We start from the raw sequence: 24,495 nt of genomic DNA, 5'->3' as shown, positions 1-24,495 counted from the left end.
TGCTCATCTCAGACGTTTCTCTTGCCTCCGTCAGCGGATCAAAGCCGACGGCAGAAACCATAAAAACGATAAGCCACAACAATAAGAACGCACCGTGCGAGGTTCGACGTTGATGAAGAGAAAACTCCGATCGGGCATGAGCGCCAGCCTGCTGGCCGTAGCCGCTTGTATAGCGCTGCATTCGCCTCATAGCCTGGCAGCCCGCGACGCCCAGACCATCCTCAAGGAAACCTGTCAGGGTTGTCACACCCCCGAAGCCGATAATGCCCTCAGCCGCATCAGCCACCAGCGCAAAACGCCGGAAGGCTGGTTGATGAGCATCGCCCGCATGCAGACCATGCACGGTTTGCAGATCAGCGATGACGACCGTCGCACGCTGGTCAAGTACCTGGCCGACACCCAGGGCCTGGCGCCGAGCGAAACCGACGGCGTGCGCTATGCGCTGGAGCGCCGGCTCAATACCGTCGAGCAGTTCGACGACCCAACCCGCCAGATGTGCGGCCGTTGCCACTCCGGTGCGCGGGTCGCCCTGCAACGGCGTCCGGCCCAGGAGTGGGAGCGCCTGGTGAACTTCCACCTCGGCCAATGGCCGTCGCTGGAATACCAGGCGCTGTCCCGGGACCGCGACTGGTTCGATATGGCCCGCAAGGAGATGGTGCCGCTGCTGGCCAAGCGTTATCCGCTGGACAACCCGGCCTGGAAAAAATGGCAGAGCGCGGCGCCGAAAGCCGAGGCCCTGGTGGGCGACTGGAGCTTCAGCGGCCACCTGCCGGGCAAGGGTGAGCTGGCCGGTGTCATGACCGTGAGTGCCGATGGCAGCGACATCTTCAAGGTCAGCGTCAAAGGCCAGTACGCCGACGGCAGCCCGTTCAATGGCGACGGCAGTGCGATTCTCTACACCGGCTACGAATGGCGCGGCAACGTGACCATCGATGGCGTGACCATGCGCCAGGTGTTCGCCGCCCAGGGCAATGCGATGCAGGGCCGGATGTTCGAGGCCGAGCACGACGAGCGCGGTCTGGACTTCGTCGCCGCCAAACAGGGTTCCCAGCGTTTGCTGGCAGTGCAGCCGGGTTACCTGAAGGCCGGCAGCGAAAGCGAAGTGACCCTGATCGGCAGTGGCCTGACTGGCAAGCCGGACTTTGGTAAAGGCGTGGAAGTGCTCGACGTGATCGAGCAGAGCCCTGAGCGGATCAAAGTCAAACTCAAGGCGGCAGCCAATGCTCAACCGGGCGTGCGCGCCGTCACCGTCGGTACGCTGAAAGGCCCGAGCCTGTCGGTGTACAGCAAGATCGCCTCGGTCAAGGTGGTGCCGGAATTCTCGGTGGCGCGTATCGGCGAGGGCGGTGGTTCGACGCCGAAAGTCCAGGGCCGTTTCGACGCGGAAGCCTGGGGCAAGGGCGCTGACGGCAAGCCATATCGCATCGGTGTGTTCCCGGCGCAGTGGAAAGTCGAAGCCTTCGACGACCGCGCCAGGGAAGACGAAGACGTCAAGTTTGCCGGCACCATGCACGCCGACACCGGCGTGTTCACCCCGGGCGACGCCGGGCCGAATCCGGCGCGCAAAATGTCCACCAACAATGCCGGCAACCTCAAGGTGATCGCCGCCGTCGACGACGCAGGGAAATCCCTGACCGGCGAAGGCCACATGATCGTGACCGTGCAACGCTGGAACAATCCACCCATTCCATGAGTTGGCTGACAGCACTGGCTTCAGACACTTTTCGGAATGATCGCAAGCCCCGCCAAGCGGGGCCTGCACAGGAGGTTTGCCATGGGCGCTATCTTGAATCTGGTCGAACGCAACCTGCACGAAGTGCACGTCGATGCCGACCGCATGCTGTTTCACATTCCCAGCAGTTCGCTGTTCGCCAGCGATGAACTGACGGGTACCATCATCGATACCTTGCGCGGGCCCGGTTGTTCTTCGGACGACCTGATCCAGCGCCTCGCCGCGCGTTTCAATGGCGAGGAAATCACCGAGACCCTGCGCGAGCTGATGGCCCTGGAGCTGGTCAGCGACGGCTCGCCACTGACCCCGGACATCGCCACCAAGCGCGTCGAGCGCACGGCGATCAATACCGTGGTGCTCAACGTCAACACCGGCTGCAACCTGAGCTGCACGTATTGCTACAAGGAAGACCTCGACAAGCCGTCGGCGGGCAAGAAGATGGACGTCGAAACGGCGATCGCCTCGGTGGAAATGCTGCTGCGCGAATCCCCGGACGAAGAGCGTTTCACCGTGGTGTTCTTTGGTGGCGAACCGCTGAGCAACCGCAAGCTGATCGAGTACATGGTCGACTACTGTGAGAAGCGTTTTCGCGAGGCGGGCAAGTTCGTCGAATTCGTCATGACCACTAACGCCACGCTGCTCACCGAAGAAACCGTGGACTACCTCAATGCCCACCGTTTCGGGCTGTCAGTGAGTATCGACGGGCCGAAAACCGTGCACGACCGCAACCGCATCACCGTGGGCGGGCAGGGCACTTATGATGTGGTGCGACGCAAGGCCGAAATGCTGCTGTCGCGCTACAACAGCCGTCCCGTTGGCGCCCGGGTGACCCTGACTACCGGCGTGACCGACGTCGAAACCATCTGGGATCACCTGTTCAACGAACTGGGTTTTGCCGAAGTCGGCTTTGCCCCTGTGACCTCCGGCGACATCAGCAGCTTCAACCTCACCAGTGACGAACTGGTGCAGGTGTTCGCCAACATGAAGGCCCTCGGTCGTCGTTACCTGGAAGCGGCACTGGAGCACCGCAACATCGGTTTCTCCAACCTGCACCAGCTCATCACCGACATCCACGAAGGCCACAAGAAAGCCCTGCCATGCGGCGCGGGCCTGAAGATGCTGGCAGTGGATCACAAGGGCGAGCTGAACCTGTGCCACCGCTTTACCGGTTCGAGCCTGCCGACCTTCGGCAACGTCCACAGCGGTGTGAAACAGGTGGAGTTGAACGACTTCCTGTCCCAGCGCCTGGATCGCACCAACACTGGCTGCGAAGACTGCCAGATCCGTAACCTGTGCTCCGGCGGCTGCTACCACGAGAGCTACGCCCGCTACGGCGACCCGACCCACCCGACCTATCACTACTGCGAACTGATGCGTGACTGGGTCGACTTCGGCATCGAGGTCTACACCCGGATCATGGCCAATAACCCTGCGTTCATCAGCAGTTACATCACTCCGCGCAAGGCTCACTGATATGAAACATCTCAAGGCAATCAATAACAAAGCGTTGAAGCTGGATCAGGCCGCGGACGAGAACCGCATTGAAGAAGTGGTGGCCATGAGCTCCGTGGCGGGCTGTGCCTCGACCACCGACCCGGGCTGGGAAATCGATGCGTTCGGCGGTGTGTCGTCGCTGTGCCAGCCGATGGAAGCCGACCTCTACGGTTGCTCAGACCCGTGCTGGTGGCCGGCCCAGGTGCCCGACATGATGAGCACCTACCCGGACTGGAACAAGGATGCCCAGGCGTCCAACGACAACTGGCGCAACCTCGGCACTGTCTTCCCCAAAGACAAGTGATCACAGAAGAAGGATTCCAGCATGCGTAACATCAAAGCCTGCGGCCTGGCCGCGTTCGCCGTCCTGAGCAGCTGTTCTGTCAGTGTTCTGGCCGATGAAAACACCGCGCTGCAAGTCGGTCACGAATACATGGTGACCACCAACTACCCGAACAACCTGCACGTGATCGACCTGGCCACCGACACCCTGTTCAAGACCTGCAAGATGCCCGACGCCTTCGGCCCCGGCACCGTGCAGCTGTCGCCGGACCGCAAGACCGCCTACGTGCTGAACAATCACTATGCGGATGTCTATGGAGTCGAACTGGACAACTGCAAGCAGGTGTTCCACGCCAGCATCACCCAGAAGCCGGGGGAAAAAGCCAAGTCGATGTTCGCCTTCACCCTCAGCCACGACGGCAAGGAGCTGTACACCGTCGCCAACCCGACGCTGATGATGAACGATCGCTACGAGGTGCAGCAGCCCCGGCTCGACGTGTACAAGACCGACGCCGGCATGGACGCCAAGCCTGTGCGCAGTTTTCCGGCACCGCGCCAGTTGACCATCATGCAGAGCGGTGATGACGGTACGCTGTACGTGGCCGGGGCCGATGTCTACAAGGTCAATGTGCAAACCGGCAAGTTCGACGTACTGATCCCCAGCCGTCACTGGAAGCGCCCGAACTACAGCGCGCCGGACGTGCTTTACGTGTGGAACCAGCAGACGTACCGGCATGACTTCTCGCTGCTGTACACCGCGGCGAAGTTCAAGGACAAGAAACAGGACCCGGCCACCGCCGAATACCTGTACGGCCTGTTCAGCGTCGACCTGAAAACCGGCAAGACCGAAACCACCGACTTCGGCCCTTTGACCGAAATCTACTTCAGCGGCATGCGCTCGCCCAAGGACCCGAACCTGATGTTCGGCGTGCTCAACCGCCTGGCCAAGTACGACATCAAACAGAAGAAAATGCTCCAGTCCGCCACGCTCGATCACTCGTATTACTGCATTTCCTTCAACAAGGACGGCAGCAAGATCTACCTGGCGGGGACCTTCAACGACGTGGCGATCTTTGATGCCGACAGCCTGAAGCAGACGGGCAGCATCAAGTTGCCGGGCGGGGACATGGCGATTACCACGGCGCAGGTTTTCGTCCGGTAATTGTGGCGTCTGAACTGACGCTATCGCGAGCAAGCTCGCTCCCACAGGTTTTGTGAACACCACAAATCCAATGTGGGAGCGAGCCTGCTCGCGATGGGGCCCTCAAAAACACCGCAAAAACAGCACATAATCAAACCCCCGGCACCGGACAACTCAAATCCCCCTCCTGACACTTCAAGTACTGCTTGAAAGTCTGAACCCGCGCCTTGGTCAGCTCCGTGGTGCAGTTGCTGTAGATCAGCGGATACACACTCCCGCCTTCCACCCCGGACGCCGAGAACTTGCACTCGGCATCGCGAAACGCCACCCACGCCCGCTGCGCACCCACCAACTGCTTCTTGCTGTCCGGGTTGCTCTTGAGTCGCGAAGTGATCTGCTGGTACAGCGCATTCAATTCCTTGTCGGCGGCCGCATTCTGCTGGGCAGCGCACTGGTTCATCGTCGCCTGATCGCTGGCGTTGTCGCAGTCCACGGCGAACGCCATGGAGGTGAACAACAGGGGCGTCAGCGCCAAAAGTAAGCGTGGGTTCATGCTGGAGTGCTCGCTGTGACCGAAAGAAAAGTGCAGTGTAGCGCCGAGGGGCACAGGCAACTGCCGCGCAGGTTTTTCATGTGGCTATCCTTTTCGATGCTGTTTCGAGGCAGGACGTTAGCAGTTTCGCCCCTTTGATTTTGCGATAACTCCAGAACTTATCCGCACAAATGCGACCGAATATTTCAGGCATGTTTGATTGCCAATCCCGATTGGTACTACTTTAGGGTTGGTCTTGTGGTCTTACTGACCTACTGTTCAAGTACAGGAGGTGACTTATGAACCCAGCATCTGATCGCATCGAAAGGAAAGTCCTGCTCAAGGCCAAGCGTTCGCAGGTCTGGCGTGTGCTGGCCAATGCCGAAATGTTCGGACAGTGGTTTGGCGTGGCGCTGGAGGGCAAGCGTTTTGTGGCAGGCGAATGGACCCAGGGGCAGGTTACCTATCCCGGTTATGAGCATTTGCGCTGGAATGTACTGGTAGAACGGGTCGAGCCGGAGCGGCTGTTTTCGTTTCGCTGGCACCCGTACGCCGTGAAGCCTGAAGTCGATTACTCCCAGGAACCCACCACCTTGGTGAAATTCGAGCTCGAAGACATGGACAACGGCACGTTGCTCAAGGTCTCCGAATCCGGATTCGATCACATTCCCCAGGCCCGTCGCGAGAAGGCTTTCCGCATGGACAGTCGTGGCTGGGAAGAGCAAATGAACAATATCGAGCAGTTTTTGATCGAAAATGCCAAGTCCCACGAGCAACAGAGTGGCTGAAGCCGGCTCGAAACCTGAGGCGTCTAAGGGTTTTCGGAAGGGGGTTTATAGCGAATGTCTTACACGCGATGGTAGCGATATCGCCTGTTACAAATTGGATCCGAAGCGTAATCTGGCCTTACCCACTGAAGCACAGGATGTGCTCAGGATCATGGATGATCGACCATCTGCAAGGAACGCTACGACAAGGAGTCGTCATGGTCTTGGAAAAACCCGCTTCGGCGGGTTTTTTTGCGCGCATGAAAAGTCGCGGCGGCAGGAGCCGTGTTCCTGCCGCCGTTTTTTCACTGAAGGTCGAGTTTCGCCGCTGCGCGCTCGGTGATCTGCGCCCGCAGCTTCAACGAACCGGCAGCCCGCAGGCGAGCCTCTTCCAGCACACTGGCCGGGGCCGTCTCCGGGCTGCCCGCGGTAAACGGCGGGGCCGGGGCGTATTCCAGTTGCAGTTGCACCAGCTCGGCGGTGGCCTGGTCGAACAGCTCGGCGGCCAAGGTCAGGGCGAAGTCGATACCGGCGGTGATGCCGCCACCGGTCAGCAGATTGCCGTCGCGAACCACCCGGTCTTTCACCGCGATTGCGCCCAGCGGCTTGAGCAATTCGTGATACGCCCAGTGAGTGGTGGCGCGTTTGCCCTTGAGCAATCCCGCCGCGCCCAACACCAGCGCGCCGGTGCACACCGACGTGATGTAGCGGGCGTTGGCGGCCTGGGCCTTGAGAAAGTCCAGGGTCTGGTCATCCTCCATCAAGGGGCCGACGCCACTGCCACCGGGCACACAGATCACGTCCAGTGCCGGGCAATCGTCGAAGGTGGTGGTCGGTTTCAACAGCAGGCCGGTGCTGGCGGTGACCGGCATCAGGTCTTTCCAGATCAGATGCACTTTCACGTCCGGCAGCGAGGCCAGTACGTCATAAGGGCCGGTCAGGTCCAGTTGTTGAACCTGTGGAAACAACAGAAAACCGATCTGCAACGTCATGGTGTTTTTTCTCGTGAAGTGGGTGGACGGTTTGACTTTAGGCTCGTAGGCTTTGGCGCATACGCCAATATCCCCACGAATTACGCCAAATGTCGAAAACCATCCATGTGCTCGCTTTCGCCAACGTGCAATTGCTCGACGTCACCGGGCCGTTGCAGGTATTCGCTTCGGCCAACGACATTGCCCGCCAGCAAGGTCTGCCGCCACCCTATGCGCCGACGGTGATTGCCAGCAGCGGCGGGGCGGTGATGTCATCGGCGGGCTTGGCGCTATTGGCCGAACCGTTACCGGAGGAGGGCACCGACACCCTGATCATCGCCGGTGGCTGGGGTGTCTACGCAGCGGCGGAAGATGCGCCGTTGGTCGCCTGGGTGCGCGAACATGCCCGTGGCTGCCGACGGGTTTCCTCGGTGTGCACCGGCGCGTTCCTGCTGGCGGCCAGCGGCTGGCTCGACGGCCGGCGCGTGGTCACCCACTGGACCCGTTGCGAGCAACTGGCACGGCAGCATCCGCGACTGCACGTCGAGCCCAACCCGATCTTCATCAACGACGGCCCGGTCTGGACCTCGGCCGGGGTGACCGCCGGCATCGACCTGGCGTTGGCCATGGTCGAACAAGATCTGGGGCGCACCATGGCCCTGGAAGTCGCCCGGCAACTGGTGGTGTTTCTCAAGCGTCCGGGTGGCCAGTCGCAATTCAGCGTGACCCTGTCCCTGCAGCAGGAAGGCAACCGTTTCGACGAACTTCATGCCTGGATCAGCGAAAACCTGACCCACGACCTGGGCATCCCGACCCTGGCCTTGCAGGCCGGCATGAGCGAACGCAGCTTCGTGCGCCACTACCGCGCCGACACCGGCCAGACCCCGGCCCGGGCCATCGAACTGATCCGCGTCGAAACCGCGCGGCGTTTGCTCAGCGATACCGGCGTGCCGATCAAACGGGTGGCGGTGCAATGCGGCTTCGGCAGCGAAGAAACCCTGCGCCGCAGCTTCCTGCGGGCCATGGGCGTGACGCCACAGGCGTATCGGGAGCGGTTTTCGGTTGGCGGAGCGGATCCGGTGTCCGGTTCACGTCAGGCTTCAGCTTCCGCCAACTGATTGAAATACTTCGCCCGATCCGGCGTAAACGTCACCACCATGCCGGTTCGCGAGCAGGTCAGCGCCCGCTCTTCGCTCAAATCAACATCCAGATCTTCTCCGCGTAGTCCTTGCCACTGCGCGAGGTATTTGAGGGAGCCATATTTTTCGAGTTTCTTCAGGCTGCGGCTGACGCCACCTTTCCAGCCCAGTACCGGCAACTCGCCGGCGAGACACTGTCGGGCGAGGTCGGGGAAACGGGCAGCGCGCTGGCGGCCGACCTCCCAGCATTTGATCAGGCCCTTGTCACCGGCCTCCCAGAGTTCTTCGCGGTTCAAACCGGTTCGAAGCGGGGAGTCGATGCTGCGTTGGATGCGTTGGGTCATTCTGGTTCCTTGAATTCGGGGGGTGTTGGACAGCTCCGCTGTACCCGTAGAGCAAGGATGTTAGGTGGGGATGTAACGGCTGGCAACAAGACATTTCAAGGTGTAAGAAAATTACGAAATGGGCAGTGAGAGTGGTTTTGCTAACAAACTTCAAAAGTCTGTAAGTGTTCTCGCAAGCAATGAGAAATTCGAGATGCTTGCATTTGTTATTTTTTCCACAGGGCCTCTAGTAGTTGTTCGCTTTTTAGGTGTGGGGTTAATTTCTCTAGTAGATGAGATGTTCGGCGCTGTGCATATTCAAGTATTTCTTCGTTAATGATAATGTTGTTGTGTAAGAAGATAAGGCTTCTTAGTTGGTTGGTTTTTATTAGTGCTGGTGTGCTGTTGTTGATTAATTGTTTTATGGATTCACCATACCCATTGACGAATTGCTCCCAGGATTTGAGTTTTTCCAATTCCGTGTGTTCGCTCCCCGTGAGCCACCAGATGAACGTAGCGACATCAAATGCCGGGTCAGAGATTCTGGTGTGCTCAAAGTCAATCAGGGTGCACGCATTAGAAGAATAAAGTGCGTTTCCTGGCCAGGCATCTCCGTGGCAAATACAACGTTTCATACGCTCGGTATGGGATAGGGTAGTTAGATTTATATCGTTGTGTAAGGTTTGTATGATTGTCTTTAATTGAATGGTTTTTTGGGAGCGGTTGGGGCTTCCAAGCTTTGATATTAGATGCTTAACGTTACTGGTATCGTGTTTTGGATTTCTGAACGGGGGCGGTGGAATGTGATGCAATGTGAATAATGCTTGGCCAAACAGATAGTCGTCTGACTGAGCTCCGGCATTTGTAAGATACGGGTTGCCAGTGCACTCACGAGTGAGAATGCCATAGTAAAACTGGTTCTCGTATAGGTAGGTTTTTTCTATCTGGGCTTTCGCAAGTATTGGATTGATGCTGTTGGGTTGGCGGGATGATATATGAAATGTGATTTTTCTTTCGAAAGAAATTCTTTGTTTTGAATGGTCTCTTTTATTGAAAATCTTGAAAATCAACGAATCGTTTTCGTTGGTTATTCTGAATATTTTGTTGACTGCGTCGTAAATGAGCTCAATGTGCTTTATGTGTAGATCGTATGCCTCGGAGATTGAACGCATTAGGCTGTCCAGGCTATTCATGTACAGGCTCCTGAAAAAAACGATAGATTGCGAGGGCGTTTGTTGTTGTGTGATTTTAGTCGGAACTATTGGCTGGATATCAAGAAGGCTTGGCGTGTGTTGTGGGAACAAAAAAACAGAATGTGACAGCGTTTTTAATAATACCCCCAGAAAAAAGCTTTTTACGCCGATCTACTTGGATCTGATATTGCTGACAGTATTCTCGGAACAGTCCTACATCGGCTTATGTACAGCAAAAATACAAAGTGTTTCCGGCTAACGAGTTTATTGGGTGGGACAATCAAACCTCACGGCTGCCAAATAACCTTCTCCCCACTCAACCTCCGATCCAGAAAGCACGCCGCACTGATCAACGCCAGATGCGTCAGCGCCTGCGGCGTGTTGCCCATGTGCCGCCCATGGCTGTCGAACTCTTCGGCGTACAACCCCAGCGGGTTGGCGTACCTGAGCAGTTGTTCGAACTCCAGGTGGGCCTTGTCGAGCTGGCCGGCGCGGGCCAGGCATTCGACGTACCAGAACGAGCACGCGGCGAAGGCGCCTTCGCTGCCGGGCAGGCCGTCGATCTGGCAGTCGTCGTTGCGGTAGCGGTAGATCATGCCGTCGCGCACCAGGCTCTTTTCGATGGCTTGCAGGGTCGACAGCCAGCGTGGGTCGCGGGCGCTGACGAAACGCACCAGTGGCATCAGCAGCATCGAACCGTCCAGGCCGGTGCCGCCGATGTGCTGGACGAAATGCCCTCGCTCTTCATTCCAGAAGTTGTCCCAGATGTCGGCGTAGATCGCCTGGCGGGTCTGGTCCCAACGCGCGAAGGGTGCCGGCAGCGAACGTTTTGAGGCGAGGCGGATGGCGCGGTCCAGGGCGACCCAGCACATCAGCCGTGAATGCAGGAAATGGTATTGTCCGCCGCGCATTTCCCAGATGCCGACATCCTTTTGTTCCCAGGTTTCACAGACTTGATCGACCACCTCCACCGTATGCTTCCAGCCTTCATGGGAGATGGCTTCGCCGTATTTGTTGACCAGGTAAATCGCGTCCATCAGCTCGCCAAAGATATCGAGCTGAATCTGTTCATAGGCCTGATTGCCGATGCGCACCGGTTGTGCGCCACCATGCCCGGACAGGTGCGCCAGTTCGATCTCCGGCAGCTCCTGGCGACCGTCGATGGCATACAGGATATTGAGTTTCATCGGCGTGCCCTGACAGTCGCTGATCCGCCCGCGCAACCAGCGCATGTAGGCGTTGGCTTCTTCGACGAAGCCCAGGCGCATGAATGCATAGACGGTGAACGAGGCGTCGCGGATCCAGGTGAAGCGATAGTCCCAGTTGCGTGCGCCCCCCGGGCTTTCCGGCAGGCCGAAGGTGGCGGCGGCGAGAATGGCGCCGTGTTTGCGCGAGGTCAGCAGCTTCATCGCCAGGGCTGAGCGGTTGACCATTTCGCGCCAGCGGCCGCGGTAGTTAGACTGGCCGATCCAGTCGCGCCAGAACTTCAGGGTGCGCTCCAGGCACAATTGCGCCGCGCCTTCCTTGAAGCGCGGATCGTCGAGGGCGCCGAGCAGGAATTGACCGGTCTGGTCCTGTTCGAGGGTGAATTCGGCGACCGCCACGTTGGCGTCGATGCGCAACACCTGGTCCGCAGAGAGCCGCAGAGTCGGTTGGTCGGCCGCCTCAAAAATCACATCCTGTTTGTTCTGGCGTGCGCGAGTGTGGGCGCGGGCGTAGTCATGGCGCACGGCGCAGCGCATGTGGAAGGTGGCGCGGCCGCTGACCACACGGATCCGTCGCATCAGCAGCGGCAGGTCATCCTCGGTGTCGCCGACGGGCAGCAGGTCGGTGACCTCGACCACGGCGCGGTCGCTGAGCCAGCGGGTCAGCAGTACATTGGTGTCGGGCAGGTAGATTTGCTCTCGGCGGGCGTCGGGCAAGTCCGGTGACAACTGGAAAATCCCGGCCTCGGGGGTGTCCAGCAGCGAGCAGAAGATCGACGGGCTGTCGAACTCCGGCCAGCAGAAAAAATCCACGCTGCCCTTGTCGTTGACCAGCGCCGCGCTGCGCATGTCGCCGATGATGCCGTGGGCGTCGATGGGGCGTTGGCGTTCGGGGGGATCGACCATTGTCGCGAAACTCCGGGAACCGGGGGCCTAAATAGCTGACTGGTCTGGGTGGGCGAGAGTTCATTCGGCGAGAGGTGTGAGTTGTCTGTTCTGGCCCCATCGCGAGCAAGCTCGCTCCCACAGTTGATCGGTGTACACAGTCCCTTGTGGGAGATTCTATGTTTGGGGGGAACCCCCAAGCATAGAATTTGGCCTGTATTCACTTTGGTTTTTCATCAGCGCGAACATCACTCTGGCCAGCTTGCGCGCCAGGATAACCAAGGCTTGAGTGCCTTTTAGACCCCTGGCCAGGTAGCTCTGGTAGTACGGTTTCCAGACCGGCGAGCGGCTGGCGGCCATGGCGCTGTTGTGAAACAGACGCCGGAACTCCGAATCCCCTCGCTTGGATAGCCAACGCCTTTGATCCTTTTGTCCTGACTGCCTCACCCGCGGATCCATGCCAAGGAAGGCGACGTACTCGTCACTGTTTGCAAACTCCCCACGCAAAAACGCAGTGGCCGCTGCGGTGGCCGTCAGGAGCCCGACACCCTCGACGGCTTGGCAGCGCTTCACTTGATCCTGCATCCCGGCGTCCTCAGCAATCTCCTTGAGTGTTTTCTGAATCGTTTTTTCGAACTGGGCAATGGCGGCCAGAAGCTGGTTGAACTGCTCTTTGAGCAGGGGCTCGTTTTTCCAGCTCTGCTTGAGTGCGACACAGCCCCGGACCAGCTGGGCCCGGCGACGAAGCAGGCTTTTGAGCTGTGTGTAAGCCTTCGGTGGCGGGTTCCAGATCCTCAGCCTGTCAGACTCCCGGCTCAAGTAACGCGCCAGCAGTTCGGCATCCAGGGCGTCTGTTTTCGCCCTCATGCCTATGCCGTCGCGGTATTTGTTGAGGCGACTGCCATCGATGACATAAACGTCATGGCCCATTTCATGGGCCATTTCCGTTGTATCAAGGTGATAGATATTGGTCGCCTCAAGCGCGAGGGCGCTGTTCGTTGGCAGCGTCTTGAGCCATTGCTTCAGGGTTGATCGCTTATTCGCGACCTTGAGGGTTTTTTGCAGGTCGGATCGATAGACAACGATCTCGTCCTTCGCCACATCCACACCAACGACCACCTGCGAATCAAGGATTGTCATGGCCCACCCTCCGAGCTAGGGTTTAAAGACTTGTCGGGGTTCACCGTTGCGCTGGCTTGTTTCTATCGTCGGTCCGAGCCGATGCATTCCTTATCGGCGCATTAGGTGAAGGGGGGGGACGAAGTCTCCCACGGTCTGTACTGGTCAGAGTCAGATGACGAGCTTTAGTCCCACCCACCCCTTCAAGTCTAAACATACAAGCGAGCCTGCTCGCGATAGCGGACTATCAGTCGACATCATTATTGCCTGACACACTGCTATCGCGAGCAGGCTCGTTCCTACACGGGATCGCAATCCGGCTAATTCCGACTACACCTCATCCGTTCTCTTTACAGACAACTCTCGAGGAAAGCCCGGTGACCCCGCTGACATTGCTGTGCCTGCCCTATTCGGGCGCGAGTGCCATGGTCTATAGCCGTTGGCGACGCAAATTGCCGGAGTGGCTCAGGCTGCAACCGGTGGAACTGCCGGGGCGTGGCGCACGATATGGCGAGCCCTTGCACACCGACATGCGCCGCCTGGCGCTGCAATTGGCCCAGGAACAAAAAGCCACGCTGAAGGCGCCGTACGCGTTGTTCGGGCACAGCATGGGCGCGCTGCTGGCCTGCGAGATGGCCCATGCGTTTCGCTCGCTGGGTTGCCCGGAGCCGGTAGCGCTGTTCGCCTCGGGCACCGCCGCGCCTACGATGCGCGCCGAATACGACCGAGGCTTTGCCCAGCCTAAAAGCGACGCCGAACTGATCGAGCAACTGCGCACCCTCAACGGCACCAGCGAAGAGATCCTGGCCAACGAAGAGTTGATGAGCCTGACCCTGCCGGTGCTGCGTGCGGACTTCCTGCTCTGCGGGCGTTTCGAACCAGTGCAGCGCCCGTTACTCAAGTGCCCGGTGCACGTGCTCGGCGGCAAAACCGACCGCGCCACCGCCGAACAGTTGATCGGCTGGAGCCAGGAAACCCGTGGCAGCTTTTCGGTGGACATGCTGGCGGGTGGGCACTTCTTCATCCATGAGCAAGAAGCCAAGGTGCTGCGGGTGATCAAGGATCAGCTTGAGGTGCATCATCGGCGGCATGGGTTGAAAGCAGTGGGCTGATCCGATTCATGCATCACCGCACACCTTGTAGGAGCGAGCCTGCTCGCGATGGCGGCATCACATTCAACTTGAATGTGTCTGACCCGCCGCTATCGCGAGCAGGCTCGCTCCTACAGGTTTTTTCATTGTTCTGTATTGCGTATTTCACCTCCCGCCTGATCCGCTAATTTTTCCCGCCTGCATTCGTTTTATAGGCACGACGCGCCTTTGCGCCTGCTGCCTACTGATGCGGATGCCGATAGATGAATGCTCAAGACTCCTTGAAACTTGCTCGCCGGTTTATCGGGCTGCCCCTGGAAAAGCGCCAGATGTTCCTTGCGGCCTTGCACAGGGAGGGCGTGGATTTCGCCCGTTTCCCGATTCCGGCCGGCATCGAGGCCGAGGATCGCCAAGCGCTGTCGTACGCCCAGCAACGCATGTGGTTTCTCTGGCAACTGGATCCCCACAGCGGTGCGTACAACCTGCCGGGCGCAGTACGGCTGACCGGGCGCCTGAACCTGTCGGCGCTGGAACAGGCATTCGCCAGCCTGGTGGCGCGGCATGAAACCCTGCGCACGGTGTTCGCCCGTCAGGCCGATGACAGCTTGCAGCAAGTGCCGGCCGCTGCGCCGCTGCGGATCGAACAGGTGGACTTCAGCGCATTGCCTGCCAATGAGCGCGAAGGTGCAGTGGCTGAAACCGCCGAACAGCAATCGGTACTGCCGTTCGATCTGTCGACCGGTCCGCTGCTGCGGGTGACCTTGCTCAAGCTCGCCGAGCAGGAACATGTCCTGCTGTTGACCCTGCACCACATAGTGTCCGACGGCTGGTCGATGAACGTGCTGATCGACGAATTCATCCGCTGCTACGACGCCTTCGATGCGGGCGCACAGCCGCAACTGCCAGCGTTGCCGATCCAGTACAGCGACTACGCCCTGTGGCAGCGCCGCTGGCTGGAGGCGGGCGAGCAGGCGCGGCAACTGGCGTACTGGCAGGCGCAATTGGGTGACGAACACCCGGTGCTGGAATTGCCCCTGGATCATTCGCGCCCGGCGATGCCGAGCTATCGCGGCACCCGCTACGAATTCGCGGTGGAGGCGCAACTGGCCGAGCAACTGCGCAGCACCGCGCAGAAACACAACATCACCCTGTTCATGCTGTTGCTCGGCGCCTTCAACACGTTGCTGCATCGCTACACCGGGCAAACCGACATCCGCGTCGGCGTGCCCATCGCCAACCGCAATCGCGCGGAAATCGAAGGCTTGATCGGCTTCTTCGTCAACACCCAGGTGCTGCGCACGCAACTGGACGACCAGACCCGGGTTGATGACCTGCTGCGCACCATCAAGGAAACCGCCCTTGGCGCTCAGGCCCATCAAGACCTGCCGTTCGAGCGCCTGGTCGAAGCGCTGAAACTGGAACGCAGCCTCAGCCACACGCCTTTATTCCAGGCGATGTACAACCACCAGCCGCACGTGGCCGACATGGCGTCGGTCGGCACCGCGTCCGGCCTGGAGCTGGGCAGTATCGACTGGCAAAGCCGCACCACCCAGTTCGACCTGACCCTCGACACCTGGGAGAAGGGCGGCAAGCTGCACGCCGCGCTGACCTACGCCAGTGACCTGTTCGAGGCCGATACCATTGCACGCATGGCCGGGCACTGGACGCGCCTGTTGCAAGCGATAGTCGACGATTCGACGCAAAAAATCGGCGAGTTGCCGATGCTGACGGCAGCTGAGCAGCAAGTGCTGGTGCAAGACTGGAACCGCACCGCCGAGGTCTATCCGGTCGAACAGTGCATGCACCAGTTGATCCAGGCCCAGGCCCGCCGCACCCCCGGCGCGCCGGCGCTGGTGTTTGGCGAACGTCAGCTCAGCTACGCGCAACTCGACGCCCGCAGCAATCAACTGGCGCACTGCTTGCGCGAGCAGGGTGTTGGCCCGGATGTGCTGGTGGGCATCTGCGTCGAGCGTTCGCTGGAAATGGTCATTGGCCTGCTGGCGATTCACAAGGCCGGTGGTGCCTACGTACCGCTGGACCCTGAGTACCCGGCCGAACGCCTGGCCTACATGATCGAAGACAGCGCGATTGGCTTGCTGCTCAGCCAAAGCACCTTGATCGGCGCACTGCCTGCCGATGGCGTCAAGGTCATCGCCCTGGATCAGGAGCAGGATTGGCTCGACGGCTACAGCGAGACCTGCCCGCTGGTTGAAGTGCATCCGTTGAACCTGGCCTATGTGATCTACACCTCCGGCTCCACCGGCAAGCCGAAGGGCGCTGGCAACAGTCACGCGGCGCTGGTCAACCGCCTGTGCTGGATGCAGCAGGCTTACGGGCTGGATGGCAGCGACTCGGTACTGCAGAAAACCCCGTTCAGTTTCGATGTGTCGGTGTGGGAGTTTTTCTGGCCGCTGATGACCGGCGCGCGCCTGGTGGTGGCGCCGCCGGGGGCGCATCGTGAACCGGCGCAGTTGATCCGCCTCATCACTGACTACCGCATCAGCACGCTGCACTTTGTGCCGTCGATGCTCCAGGCGTTCATCCACGAGCCGGGTGTCGAGGCTTGTACCGGCCTCAAGCGCATCGTCTGCAGCGGTGAAGCCTTGCCGCTGGATGCCCAATTGCAGGTGTTCAAAAAACTGCCGGGCGCAGGCTTGTACAACCTGTATGGCCCGACCGAAGCGGCCATCGACGTCACCCACTGGACCTGCATCGACGAAGGCGCCGACAGCGTGCCCATCGGCCGGCCCATCGCCAACCTGCGCACCCATGTGCTGGATGCGCAATTGCTGCCGGTTCCGGCTGGCGTGGCGGGGGAGTTGTACCTCGGCGGTGCCGGTCTGGCGCGCAGTTATCACCGGCGTCCGGCGCTCAGCGCCGAGCGGTTCGTGCCGTGCCCCTTCCATGACGGCGCGCGCTTGTACCGCACCGGCGACCGCGTGCGCCAGCGTGCCGATGGGGTGATCGAATACCTCGGGCGCCTCGACCATCAAGTCAAATTGCGTGGCCTGCGCATCGAGCTGGGGGAGATCGAAACCCGCCTGATGCAGCATGCCCTGGTGCGCGAGGCCGTGGTGTTGGTGCAGGGTGGCAAGCAGCTGGTGGCGTATCTGGTGCTGGAAAATCCCGATGCCGATGAGCAGTGGCCACAAACCCTCAAGGCCTGGCTGCTCGGCGGCCTGCCGGAATACATGGTGCCCACCTACCTGATGCCGCTGGATGCCTTGCCGGTGACCGCCAACGGCAAGCTTGACCGCAAGGCCTTGCCGCCACCCGACGCCGTGCCGCAACAGGCATTCGTCGCACCGCAAGATGCAATGCAGACCGCGTTGGCGCAGATCTGGCAGGACGTTTTGGACCTGGAACGCGTGGGGCTTGAAGACAATTTCTTCGAGCTTGGCGGCGACTCGATCATTTCCATTCAGGTGGTCAGCCGCGCCCGTCAGGCTGGCATTCGCCTCAGCCCCCGCGACCTGTTCCAGTACCAGACCGTGCGCAGCCTGGCATTGGTCGCGGTGTTCGACAGCCGCAGCACTGTCGATCAAGGCCCGGTCAGCGGCGAAGTGAGCCTGACTCCGGCGCAGCATTACTTCTTCGAACAGGCCATCGCCCAGCGTCGGCACTGGAATCAGTCGCTGCTGCTGACGCCCCGGGAAGCGTTGAATCCTGAGACGTTGGAACAGGCGTTGGTTACCGTCATCAACCACCACGACGCCTTGCGCCTGCGCTTCGTCGAAGGTGCCGAAGGCTGGCAACAGCACCACGCAGCGCCAGTCGAATCAGCTGGATTGTGGCAGCGTCAGGCGTCTTCGACCGATGCCTTGACCGCCCTGTGCGATGAGGCGCAACGCAGTCTCGATCTGGCAAACGGGCCGCTGCTGCGTGCCTTGCTGGTCAGCCTCGACGATGGCAGTCACCGCCTGCTGCTGGTGGTCCATCACCTGGCAGTGGACGGGGTGTCGTGGCGGGTGTTGCTCGAAGATTTGCAACAGGCTTACCGGCAAGTGGCGCTGCCTGAGAAAACCAGCGCCTACCAAACCTGGGCCGCGCACCTGCAACAGTATGCTGGCACCGTGCCTGGGCAAATGCCGTACTGGCAGTCGCAACTGGCGGATGCCCGGGACCTGCCGTGTGACAACCCCCAGGGCAGCTTGCAGCAGCGCCACGGGCACAAGATCGAGTCGATATTGGACGCCGAGCTGACCCGCCTGTTGCTGCAACAGGCCCCGGCGGCCTATCGCACCCAGGTCAATGATCTGTTGCTCACGGCGCTGGCGCGGGTCATCTGCCGCTGGAGCGGGCAGGGCTCGACGTTGATCCAGCTGGAAGGCCACGGCCGCGAAGAGCTGGGCGACGACATCGACCTGAGCCGTACCGTCGGCTGGTTCACCAGCCTGTTTCCGTTGCGCCTGCAACCCGAAGCCGGGGCGGCGAATTCGATCAAGTCGATCAAGGAACAACTGCGCGCCATTCCCGGCAAAGGCCTGGGCTACGGCTTGCTGCGTTATCTCGGTGAACCGGCACAGCGTCAGGCCCTGCAAGACCTGCCGACGCCTCGGATCACCTTCAACTACCTGGGGCAGTTCGACCGTCAGTTCGACGACGCCGCGCTGTTGGTCCCGGCCCCGGAAAGCGGTGGCCAGGCCCAGGGCGACGATGCGCCGCTAGCCAACTGGCTGGCCGTGGAAGGCCAGGTGTATGGCGGGCAGCTCTCGCTGCAATGGGGTTTCAGCCGTGAAATGTTTGCCGAGTCCACCGTGCAACGACTGGCCGACGCCTACACCGAAGAACTCAAGATGCTGATCGAACATTGCTGCACGACAGCGGCAGGCCAGGTCACGCCGTCGGACTTCCCGCTGGCGCGCATCACCCAGGCACAACTCGATGCCTTGCCTGTTGCGGCGCCGGCCATCGAGGACGTTTACCCGCTGACGCCGATGCAGCAGGGCATGCTGTTCCACACCCTGTACGAACCCCAGGCCGAGGCCTACATCAATCAATTGCGCCTGGACATCCACGGCCTGGAACTGGCGGCGTTCGGCCGGGCCTGGCAGGCGGCGATCAACCGGCATGACATCCTGCGCAGCAGCTTCCACTGGCTGGGGCTTGAGTGCGCGCATCAGGTGATTCATCGCCAGATCGACCTGCAACTGCAAGTGATCGAAGCGGCCGACATCGACCTCGATGCACTGGCCGCCGAGGAGCGCAGCCGTGGCTTTGAACTCGGCACCGCGCCGTTGTTCCGCCTGCTGCTGGTGCGTCGGGGCAGTGAAGACTGGCACTTGATCCATACCAGCCACCACATCCTCATGGACGGCTGGAGCAACGCCCAGTTGCTCGGTGAAGTGATCCAGCACTATGCCGGCCAGACCTTGGCCAGGCCGTTGGGGCAATACCGCGACTACCTCGGCTGGATTCAACAGCAGCCGCTGCTGCCCGCCGAGCAGTTCTGGAAGCAGGCGCTGGCGCCGCTGGAAACGCCGACGCTGCTGGCGCAAGCCTTGCCGACGCCCGCCGATGGGCGCGGCATGGGCGAACATCAATTGACCCTTGAAAGCGCCGCGCTACAGCGCCTGAGCGATTTCGCCCGCCAGCAGAAAGTCACCCTCAACACGCTGCTGCAAGGCGCTTGGGGCCTGCTGTTGCAGCGCTACACCGGCCAGTCCTGTGTGGCCTTCGGCGCAACCATTGCCGGGCGTTCCGCGCCGTTGCCGGGCATCGAGCAGCAGTTGGGGCTGTTCATCAACACCTTGCCGATCATTGCCAGACCGCCAGCGAGCCAGTCCGTGGCCCGGTGGCTCAACGACCTGCAAGCCCTGAACCTGAGCCTGCGCGAGTTCGAACACGTGCCGCTGTACGACATTCAGGGCTGGGCCGGGCAGCAGGGGGCGCTGTTCGACAGCCTGCTGGTGTTCGAGAACTTCCCGGTGGCCGAAGCCCTCAAGCAGGGCGCACCGGCAGGCCTGACCTTCGGCACGCTGCGCAATCACGAAATCACCAGTTACCCGCTGACCCTGGGCATCGAAGTCGGCGTCAGCCTGCGTCTGGATTTCAGTTTCGACCGCACCCGGTTCAGTGCTGCGCAGATCAGTCAGTTGGGCGCCAGCCTGTTGCAGGTGCTGGAGCAGTTCGTCGCACAGCCCCAACAAGCACTGGGCGCGATCAGCCTGCTGGGTCCTGAGGCCCAAGCAAACATACTGGCATTTTCCCGTCCGCCTGCGCCGTCAATCGATAGCCCGTTGCTGGCCCATCAGCGCTTCGAGCAACAAGCGGCCCGCACCCCCGATGCGCTGGCGGTGATGGTCGGTGACGAGCGCCTGACCTACGCCCAACTCAATGCGCAAGCCAACCAGCTCGCCCATCGCCTGCGCGCCCAGGGTGTGGCGCCGGGGCAGCGGGTTGGCCTGTCGGTGCGGCGCAATGCGCAGATGATCGTCAGCCTGATGGCGATCCTCAAGTCCGGCGCCGGGTATGTGCCGCTCGACCCGGATTACCCGGCCGAGCGCCTGGCCTACATGATCGAAGACAGCGGCATCGACCTGCTGCTGGCGCAACCGGGCCTGCTGGCCGATGTAGCGCTGCCGCAAGGTTTGCCACGCCTGGCGCTGGAGCCTGGCGCAGACGCGGGGTATTGCACCGACAACCCGGTCAACCTCGCCAGCGCCGAAGACCTCGCCTACCTGATCTACACCTCCGGCTCCACCGGACGGCCGAAAGGCGTGTGCCTGGCCCATGCCGCACTGCGCGAGTTTTGCGTGATTGCGTCGGACTATTCACAACTCACCGCGCAAGACCGCGTGTTGCAGTTCGCCACGTTCAGCTTCGACGGCTTTGTCGAGCAGTGCTACCCGCCATTGTGCGTGGGTGCGGCGCTGGTGATGCGCGGCGATGAGCTGTGGGACACCGACACCCTCTATCGCCAGATCATCGAACAGGGCGTGACCCTGGCGGATTTGCCGGCGGCGTACTGGTTCCTGCTGGCTCAGGAGTGGGCCGCGCAATCGCAGCGGGACAAGGGGCGTTTGCGCCAGGTCCACGTCGGCGGCGAAGCCATGTCGCTGGAAGGCCTGAAGCTGTGGCACGCCGCCGGTTTGGGCGATGTGCGCCTGCTCAACACCTACGGGCCGACCGAAGCCACGGTGGTGTCCAGTACCCACGCATGCACGCTGGCCGATACCCGCAACCACATCGGCGTACCCATCGGTAAAGCGCTGCCGGGTCGCGCACTGTATGTGCTGGACAGCGAGGGCCATCTGCTGCCGACCGGTTGCGTCGGCGAGTTGTGCATCGGCGGCGACGCCGGCCTTGCCCAGCGCTATCACCAGCGACCGGGCTTGAGCGCCGAGCGCTTCATCGCCGATCCGTTTTCCGCCACACCGGGTGCGCGGCTGTACCGCAGTGGCGACCTGGCGCGCTATCGCGAGGACGGAGCGCTGGAGTACCTGGGGCGCATCGATCACCAGGTGAAAATTCGCGGTTTCCGCGTCGAGCTGGGTGAGCTGGAAGCGCACCTGCAAGGCCTGCCGATGATCAGCGAAGCCGCAGTGCTGGTGCACGAAGGCGTTGGCGGCAAGCAATTGATCGGCTATGTGGTGCCGGCCGATGCCGAGCGGCTGCCGGCGGATGCGCGTCAACTCACCGACACCGTGCGTCGCGCTCTGGGCGAACGCCTGCCGGACTACATGCTGCCGGCGCAACTGGTGTTGCTGGCGGTGTTGCCGCTCAACCGCAACGGCAAACTCGACCGCGCCGCGTTGTCGGCCCCGGAGGTCTGGGAGGCCGAAGTCGGCAGTGCGCCGCAAGGTGCGCTGGAAATCGAACTGGCGCAGATCTGGCGGCAGGTGTTGCAGGTCAGTCGCGTCGACCGCGAAAACAGCTTCTTCGAATTGGGTGGGCACTCGTTGCTCGCGACGCAGATCGTCTCGCAGATCCGCCAGCGCCTGGGCCTGTCGGTGAGCCTGCGCAGCCTGTTCGAGCATCCGCGCCTCGAGGATTTCGCCGCTCAGGTGCAGGCGCTGCAACACAGCTGTGAACGCCCGGCGCTGGTGGCGGACACCTCTGGCGAGCGCCAGTCGTTGTCCTTTGCCCAGCAGCGCCTGTGGTTCCTGTGGAACCTGGAGCCGGACAGTTCGATGTACAACATGCCGGGTGCCTTGCGCCTGCGGGGCGAACTGAATCTCGACGCCCTGCGCCAGACCTTCGAAACCCTGGTGCAGCGTCATGCAGTATTGCGCACCACCTTCTACGAGGAAGACGGCCAGGCCTGGCAGCGGGTCCACGGGCAGTTGCCGTTGAGCTTCGAGGCCAGCGACCTGCGGCATCGGTCGGCGCCGGACGTCGAAGCGCAACAACTGGCCCGGGAGGAAGTCGCCCGGCCATTCGACCTGCGCCACGGTCCGTTGCTGCGGGTGCGGGTGCTGCGGGTCGCGAATGACCAGCATGTGCTGTTGCTGACGGTGCATCACATCGTCGCCGATGACTGGTCGTTCCGTGTGCTGATCAATGAATTCGTCACGCTCTATCCAACCCTCAACCGTGGCCAGACCCCGCAACTGCCGGCGCACAGCGTGCAGTACGCCGACTTCGCCAAATGGCAGCGCCAGTGGCTGGAGCAGGGCGGTGAGTTGCAACGCCAGCTCGACTACTGGCAGCAGCGCCTTGCCGAGCCACAGGCGGTGCTGGAGTTGCCCGCCGATGGCGACGGCCGCGCTGCACAGGAAGGCGCCGGCGCCCATTTCACCTTCAGCGGTGAACTCAGCCAGCAGTTGCGCGACTTTGCCCAACAGCGCGACCTGTCGCTGTTCATGCTGCTGCTGGCCGGTTTCACCCTGGTCCTGCGCCAGCGTACCGAGGTCGGTCGAGTGCGCATCGGCACCGATATCGCCAACCGAAATCAAGCCGAGCTTGAAGAAATGGTCGGCTTCTTCGTTAACCAATTAGTACTGCAAGTGGAGGTCGATGCCGAACAGTCGGCGGCGCAGTTGCTGGAGGCCTGTCGCCGGGCGGTGCTGGAGGCTTCGGACCATCAGGACCTGCCGTTCGAGCGTCTGGTGGAAGCCTTGCGCCTGCCGCGCCGGGCCGGTCGTTCGCCGTTGTTCGACATCAAGCTGATCTACCAGGAAGGCGTCGGTCGCCTGCCGTCGATGGAGGGCTTGCAGGTAGAGGACTTCCCGTCCGGGCGTCAGGCCGCCGAGATCGGCATGGTCGCCGCGTTCTACAACGATGCCGAGCACATTCACCTGAGTTTCGAAACGCCGGTGGGCCAGTACCTGCCGAGCACGCTGGAGTCTTTGTTCGAACAGGTCCGGGCGGTGCTCGAAGCGCTGATACGCGCTGACGGGGTGCAGGTCGGTGAGTTGCTGGACCTGGCGGCTGATATGCAACGCCTTGCCGATGCGCGCGTGAACGAGCAACGCAAGGCCCTGCTCGGCGGTGCCATGGCGATCAAGCGTCGCTCGGCGAACCGTGGCGCGCCGGCTGCGCAATCCGCGGCGGACTGATTCAGTCGGCGGCGCCCTTGAGCGCCGCCGTCAACATTTTCTGGAGGGGTTTATGACCGTTTCAACGACCAAGTCCATGCCCAGGATGGGCCGTGGTGCCCGCAAAAGCCTGTCCACCGATCCGACGCGGCTGGTGAGTTTTGCGCCGATGTTCGAAGGCCTCAGCATGCCGCTGGTGTGCCGTCCGGCCGTGTCCGGCGTGAGCCTGGTGGAATGGGCGAGCCAGAGTCGCGCGCTGATCGAAAGCAAGCTGCTGGAACACGCGGTGATCCTGTTCCGTGGCTTCCAGGTGGCCGATATCGGCGAGTTCAACCGATGCGTCGACGGGATTTCCGGCGGCGCCCTGGAGTACCTGTTCCGCGCCTCGCCACGGACCCAGATCAGCGGCCAGTTCAAGATCTACAGCTCCACCGATTACCCGGCGGCGGAGAAAATTTTCCCGCACAACGAACACTCGTATTCGCCGGTGTTCCCGCGTCACCTGTATTTCTACTGCGACACGCCGTCGACCACCGGCGGTGAAACCCCCTTTGGCGATACCCGCCGGATCCTCGCGCGGATCGACCCGGCGGTGCGCGAAGAATTTACCCGCAAACGCATCATGTACGTGCGCAACTACGGCGACGGCATGGGCCTGCCATGGCAGACGGTGTTTCAGAGCGAGGACCGCGCAGAAGTCGAGGCCTACTGCGCGAAAATTGGCATCCAGGCCGAATGGAAGCCGGGCAACCGCCTGCGCACCCGGCAGAACGGCCCGGCCATCGTGCGCCATCCACTGACCGGCGAGCGCATCTGGTTCAACCACGGCACCTTCTTCAACGCACTGACCCTGCCTGACAGCATCCGCGACAACCTGCTGCGTGAATTCGGCCCGCAGGACCTGCCACAAAACACCTTCTTCGGCGACGGCTCGCCGATTCCCGAGGATGTGATTCGCCACCTGCAAGGCATCTACCGCGAGGTGATGGTCGAGTTCGCCTGGGAGAAGGGCGACGTGGTCCTGCTCGACAACATCCTCAGCGTGCATGCGCGCAACGAATTCACCGGCTACAGAAAAATCCTCACGGCCATGGCCATCGCGCAGAAAAGCGCCGACCTGGATCAGGAATAAGGACACCCGA

Annotated in this window: 15 protein-coding genes; 9 read left to right on the top strand and 6 right to left on the bottom strand. The window is 61.3% G+C overall.

Annotated elements, in window-relative coordinates; translation table 11 throughout:
• Positions 1 to 112 precede the first annotated feature (112 nt).
• The 4 genes from peaA (at position 113) to peaD (ending at position 4,670) form a co-directional block, all read left to right on the top strand.
• Positions 113 to 1,693, top strand: coding sequence for a quinohemoprotein amine dehydrogenase subunit alpha (gene peaA / locus AC3ITA_RS19905; protein WP_489278269.1), 1,581 nt, complete (start codon positions 113 to 115; stop codon positions 1,691 to 1,693).
• Positions 1,694 to 1,774: 81 nt separating this feature from the next.
• Entirely contained in the window at positions 1,775 to 3,205 is a 1,431-nt protein-coding gene (gene peaB, locus AC3ITA_RS19900; protein WP_489278268.1) for a quinohemoprotein amine dehydrogenase maturation protein, read from the top strand.
• A 1-nt stretch (position 3,206) separates the two neighbouring features.
• Positions 3,207 to 3,530: a quinohemoprotein amine dehydrogenase subunit gamma gene (gene qhpC, locus AC3ITA_RS19895; protein ID WP_008016081.1), complete on the top strand. Its 324-nt coding sequence runs from the start codon at positions 3,207 to 3,209 to the stop codon at positions 3,528 to 3,530.
• A 21-nt stretch (positions 3,531 to 3,551) separates the two neighbouring features.
• On the top strand, positions 3,552 to 4,670 hold the full coding sequence (gene peaD, locus AC3ITA_RS19890; protein ID WP_095942516.1) for a quinohemoprotein amine dehydrogenase subunit beta: 1,119 nt from the start codon (positions 3,552 to 3,554) through the stop codon (positions 4,668 to 4,670).
• Between the two features lie 130 nt (positions 4,671 to 4,800).
• On the opposite strand, the gene AC3ITA_RS19885 is transcribed toward peaD, so the two are convergent.
• On the bottom strand, positions 4,801 to 5,202 hold the full coding sequence (locus AC3ITA_RS19885) for a lysozyme inhibitor LprI family protein (RefSeq protein WP_150674032.1): 402 nt from the start codon (positions 5,200 to 5,202) through the stop codon (positions 4,801 to 4,803).
• A gap of 278 nt (positions 5,203 to 5,480) precedes the next feature.
• Between AC3ITA_RS19885 and AC3ITA_RS19880 the strand changes: the two genes are divergently transcribed.
• Entirely contained in the window at positions 5,481 to 5,969 is a 489-nt protein-coding gene (locus AC3ITA_RS19880; protein ID WP_095942517.1) for an SRPBCC family protein, read from the top strand.
• Between the two features lie 284 nt (positions 5,970 to 6,253).
• Here AC3ITA_RS19880 and inhA read toward each other — a convergent pair whose 3' ends face one another.
• Positions 6,254 to 6,940: an isonitrile hydratase gene (gene inhA / locus AC3ITA_RS19875; protein ID WP_489278267.1), complete on the bottom strand. Its 687-nt coding sequence runs from the start codon at positions 6,938 to 6,940 to the stop codon at positions 6,254 to 6,256.
• An 89-nt stretch (positions 6,941 to 7,029) separates the two neighbouring features.
• Here inhA and AC3ITA_RS19870 point away from each other — a divergent pair, with 89 nt between their 5' ends.
• Positions 7,030 to 8,037 carry a GlxA family transcriptional regulator gene (locus tag AC3ITA_RS19870; RefSeq protein WP_489278266.1) on the top strand — a complete coding sequence of 336 codons (1,008 nt, stop codon included), beginning with the start codon at positions 7,030 to 7,032 and terminating at the stop codon, positions 8,035 to 8,037.
• Here AC3ITA_RS19870 and AC3ITA_RS19865 read toward each other — a convergent pair.
• The 4 genes from AC3ITA_RS19865 to AC3ITA_RS19850 form a co-directional block, all read right to left on the bottom strand.
• Complete coding sequence (locus AC3ITA_RS19865; RefSeq protein ID WP_223541888.1) at positions 8,013 to 8,402, bottom strand: hypothetical protein; 390 nt, start codon at positions 8,400 to 8,402, stop codon at positions 8,013 to 8,015. The genes AC3ITA_RS19870 and AC3ITA_RS19865 overlap by 25 nt on opposite strands.
• Positions 8,403 to 8,608: 206 nt before the next feature.
• A complete protein-coding gene (locus AC3ITA_RS19860; RefSeq protein ID WP_489278265.1) occupies positions 8,609 to 9,574 on the bottom strand; it encodes a phosphotransferase enzyme family protein in 966 nt (321 codons plus the stop codon).
• A 287-nt stretch (positions 9,575 to 9,861) separates the two neighbouring features.
• A complete protein-coding gene (locus AC3ITA_RS19855) occupies positions 9,862 to 11,685 on the bottom strand; it encodes a glycoside hydrolase family 15 protein (RefSeq protein WP_489278264.1) in 1,824 nt (607 codons plus the stop codon).
• Between the two features lie 156 nt (positions 11,686 to 11,841).
• The gene (locus tag AC3ITA_RS19850) at positions 11,842 to 12,804 is read right to left on the bottom strand and encodes an IS110 family transposase (protein WP_150674321.1); all 963 of its coding nucleotides are present in this window, start codon (positions 12,802 to 12,804) and stop codon (positions 11,842 to 11,844) included.
• A 356-nt stretch (positions 12,805 to 13,160) separates the two neighbouring features.
• On the opposite strand from AC3ITA_RS19850, the gene AC3ITA_RS19845 reads away from it, so the two are divergent.
• From AC3ITA_RS19845 to AC3ITA_RS19835, 3 genes are all read left to right on the top strand, one after another.
• Positions 13,161 to 13,895: a thioesterase II family protein gene (locus tag AC3ITA_RS19845; protein WP_095942523.1), complete on the top strand. Its 735-nt coding sequence runs from the start codon at positions 13,161 to 13,163 to the stop codon at positions 13,893 to 13,895.
• 242 nt (positions 13,896 to 14,137) lie between these two features.
• Positions 14,138 to 23,374, top strand: a complete 9,237-nt coding sequence (locus AC3ITA_RS19840; RefSeq protein WP_489278263.1) for an amino acid adenylation domain-containing protein — start codon at positions 14,138 to 14,140, stop codon at positions 23,372 to 23,374.
• Positions 23,375 to 23,426: 52 nt separating this feature from the next.
• Positions 23,427 to 24,485, top strand: a complete 1,059-nt coding sequence (locus tag AC3ITA_RS19835) for a TauD/TfdA family dioxygenase (protein WP_489278262.1) — start codon at positions 23,427 to 23,429, stop codon at positions 24,483 to 24,485.
• Positions 24,486 to 24,495: the final 10 nt, after the last annotated feature.

It is taken from the genome of Pseudomonas sp. GL_090 (genome assembly GCF_057837765.1).
This window is presented reverse-complemented; position numbering and strand designations above follow the sequence as displayed.

What these genes read in the sequence shown, in the direction of transcription:
- peaA (WP_489278269.1), top strand. Translation starts at nt 113, where the DNA reads ATGAAGAGAAAACTCCGATCGGGCATGAGCGCCAGCCTGCTGGCCGTA.
- peaB (WP_489278268.1), top strand. Translation starts at nt 1,775, where the DNA reads ATGGGCGCTATCTTGAATCTGGTCGAACGCAACCTGCACGAAGTGCAC.
- qhpC (WP_008016081.1), top strand. Translation starts at nt 3,207, where the DNA reads ATGAAACATCTCAAGGCAATCAATAACAAAGCGTTGAAGCTGGATCAG.
- peaD (WP_095942516.1), top strand. Translation starts at nt 3,552, where the DNA reads ATGCGTAACATCAAAGCCTGCGGCCTGGCCGCGTTCGCCGTCCTGAGC.
- AC3ITA_RS19885 (WP_150674032.1), bottom strand. Translation starts at nt 5,202, where the DNA reads ATGAACCCACGCTTACTTTTGGCGCTGACGCCCCTGTTGTTCACCTCC.
- AC3ITA_RS19880 (WP_095942517.1), top strand. Translation starts at nt 5,481, where the DNA reads ATGAACCCAGCATCTGATCGCATCGAAAGGAAAGTCCTGCTCAAGGCC.
- inhA (WP_489278267.1), bottom strand. Translation starts at nt 6,940, where the DNA reads ATGACGTTGCAGATCGGTTTTCTGTTGTTTCCACAGGTTCAACAACTG.
- AC3ITA_RS19870 (WP_489278266.1), top strand. Translation starts at nt 7,030, where the DNA reads ATGTCGAAAACCATCCATGTGCTCGCTTTCGCCAACGTGCAATTGCTC.
- AC3ITA_RS19865 (WP_223541888.1), bottom strand. Translation starts at nt 8,402, where the DNA reads ATGACCCAACGCATCCAACGCAGCATCGACTCCCCGCTTCGAACCGGT.
- AC3ITA_RS19860 (WP_489278265.1), bottom strand. Translation starts at nt 9,574, where the DNA reads ATGAATAGCCTGGACAGCCTAATGCGTTCAATCTCCGAGGCATACGAT.
- AC3ITA_RS19855 (WP_489278264.1), bottom strand. Translation starts at nt 11,685, where the DNA reads ATGGTCGATCCCCCCGAACGCCAACGCCCCATCGACGCCCACGGCATC.
- AC3ITA_RS19850 (WP_150674321.1), bottom strand. Translation starts at nt 12,804, where the DNA reads ATGACAATCCTTGATTCGCAGGTGGTCGTTGGTGTGGATGTGGCGAAG.
- AC3ITA_RS19840 (WP_489278263.1), top strand. Translation starts at nt 14,138, where the DNA reads ATGAATGCTCAAGACTCCTTGAAACTTGCTCGCCGGTTTATCGGGCTG.
- AC3ITA_RS19835 (WP_489278262.1), top strand. Translation starts at nt 23,427, where the DNA reads ATGACCGTTTCAACGACCAAGTCCATGCCCAGGATGGGCCGTGGTGCC.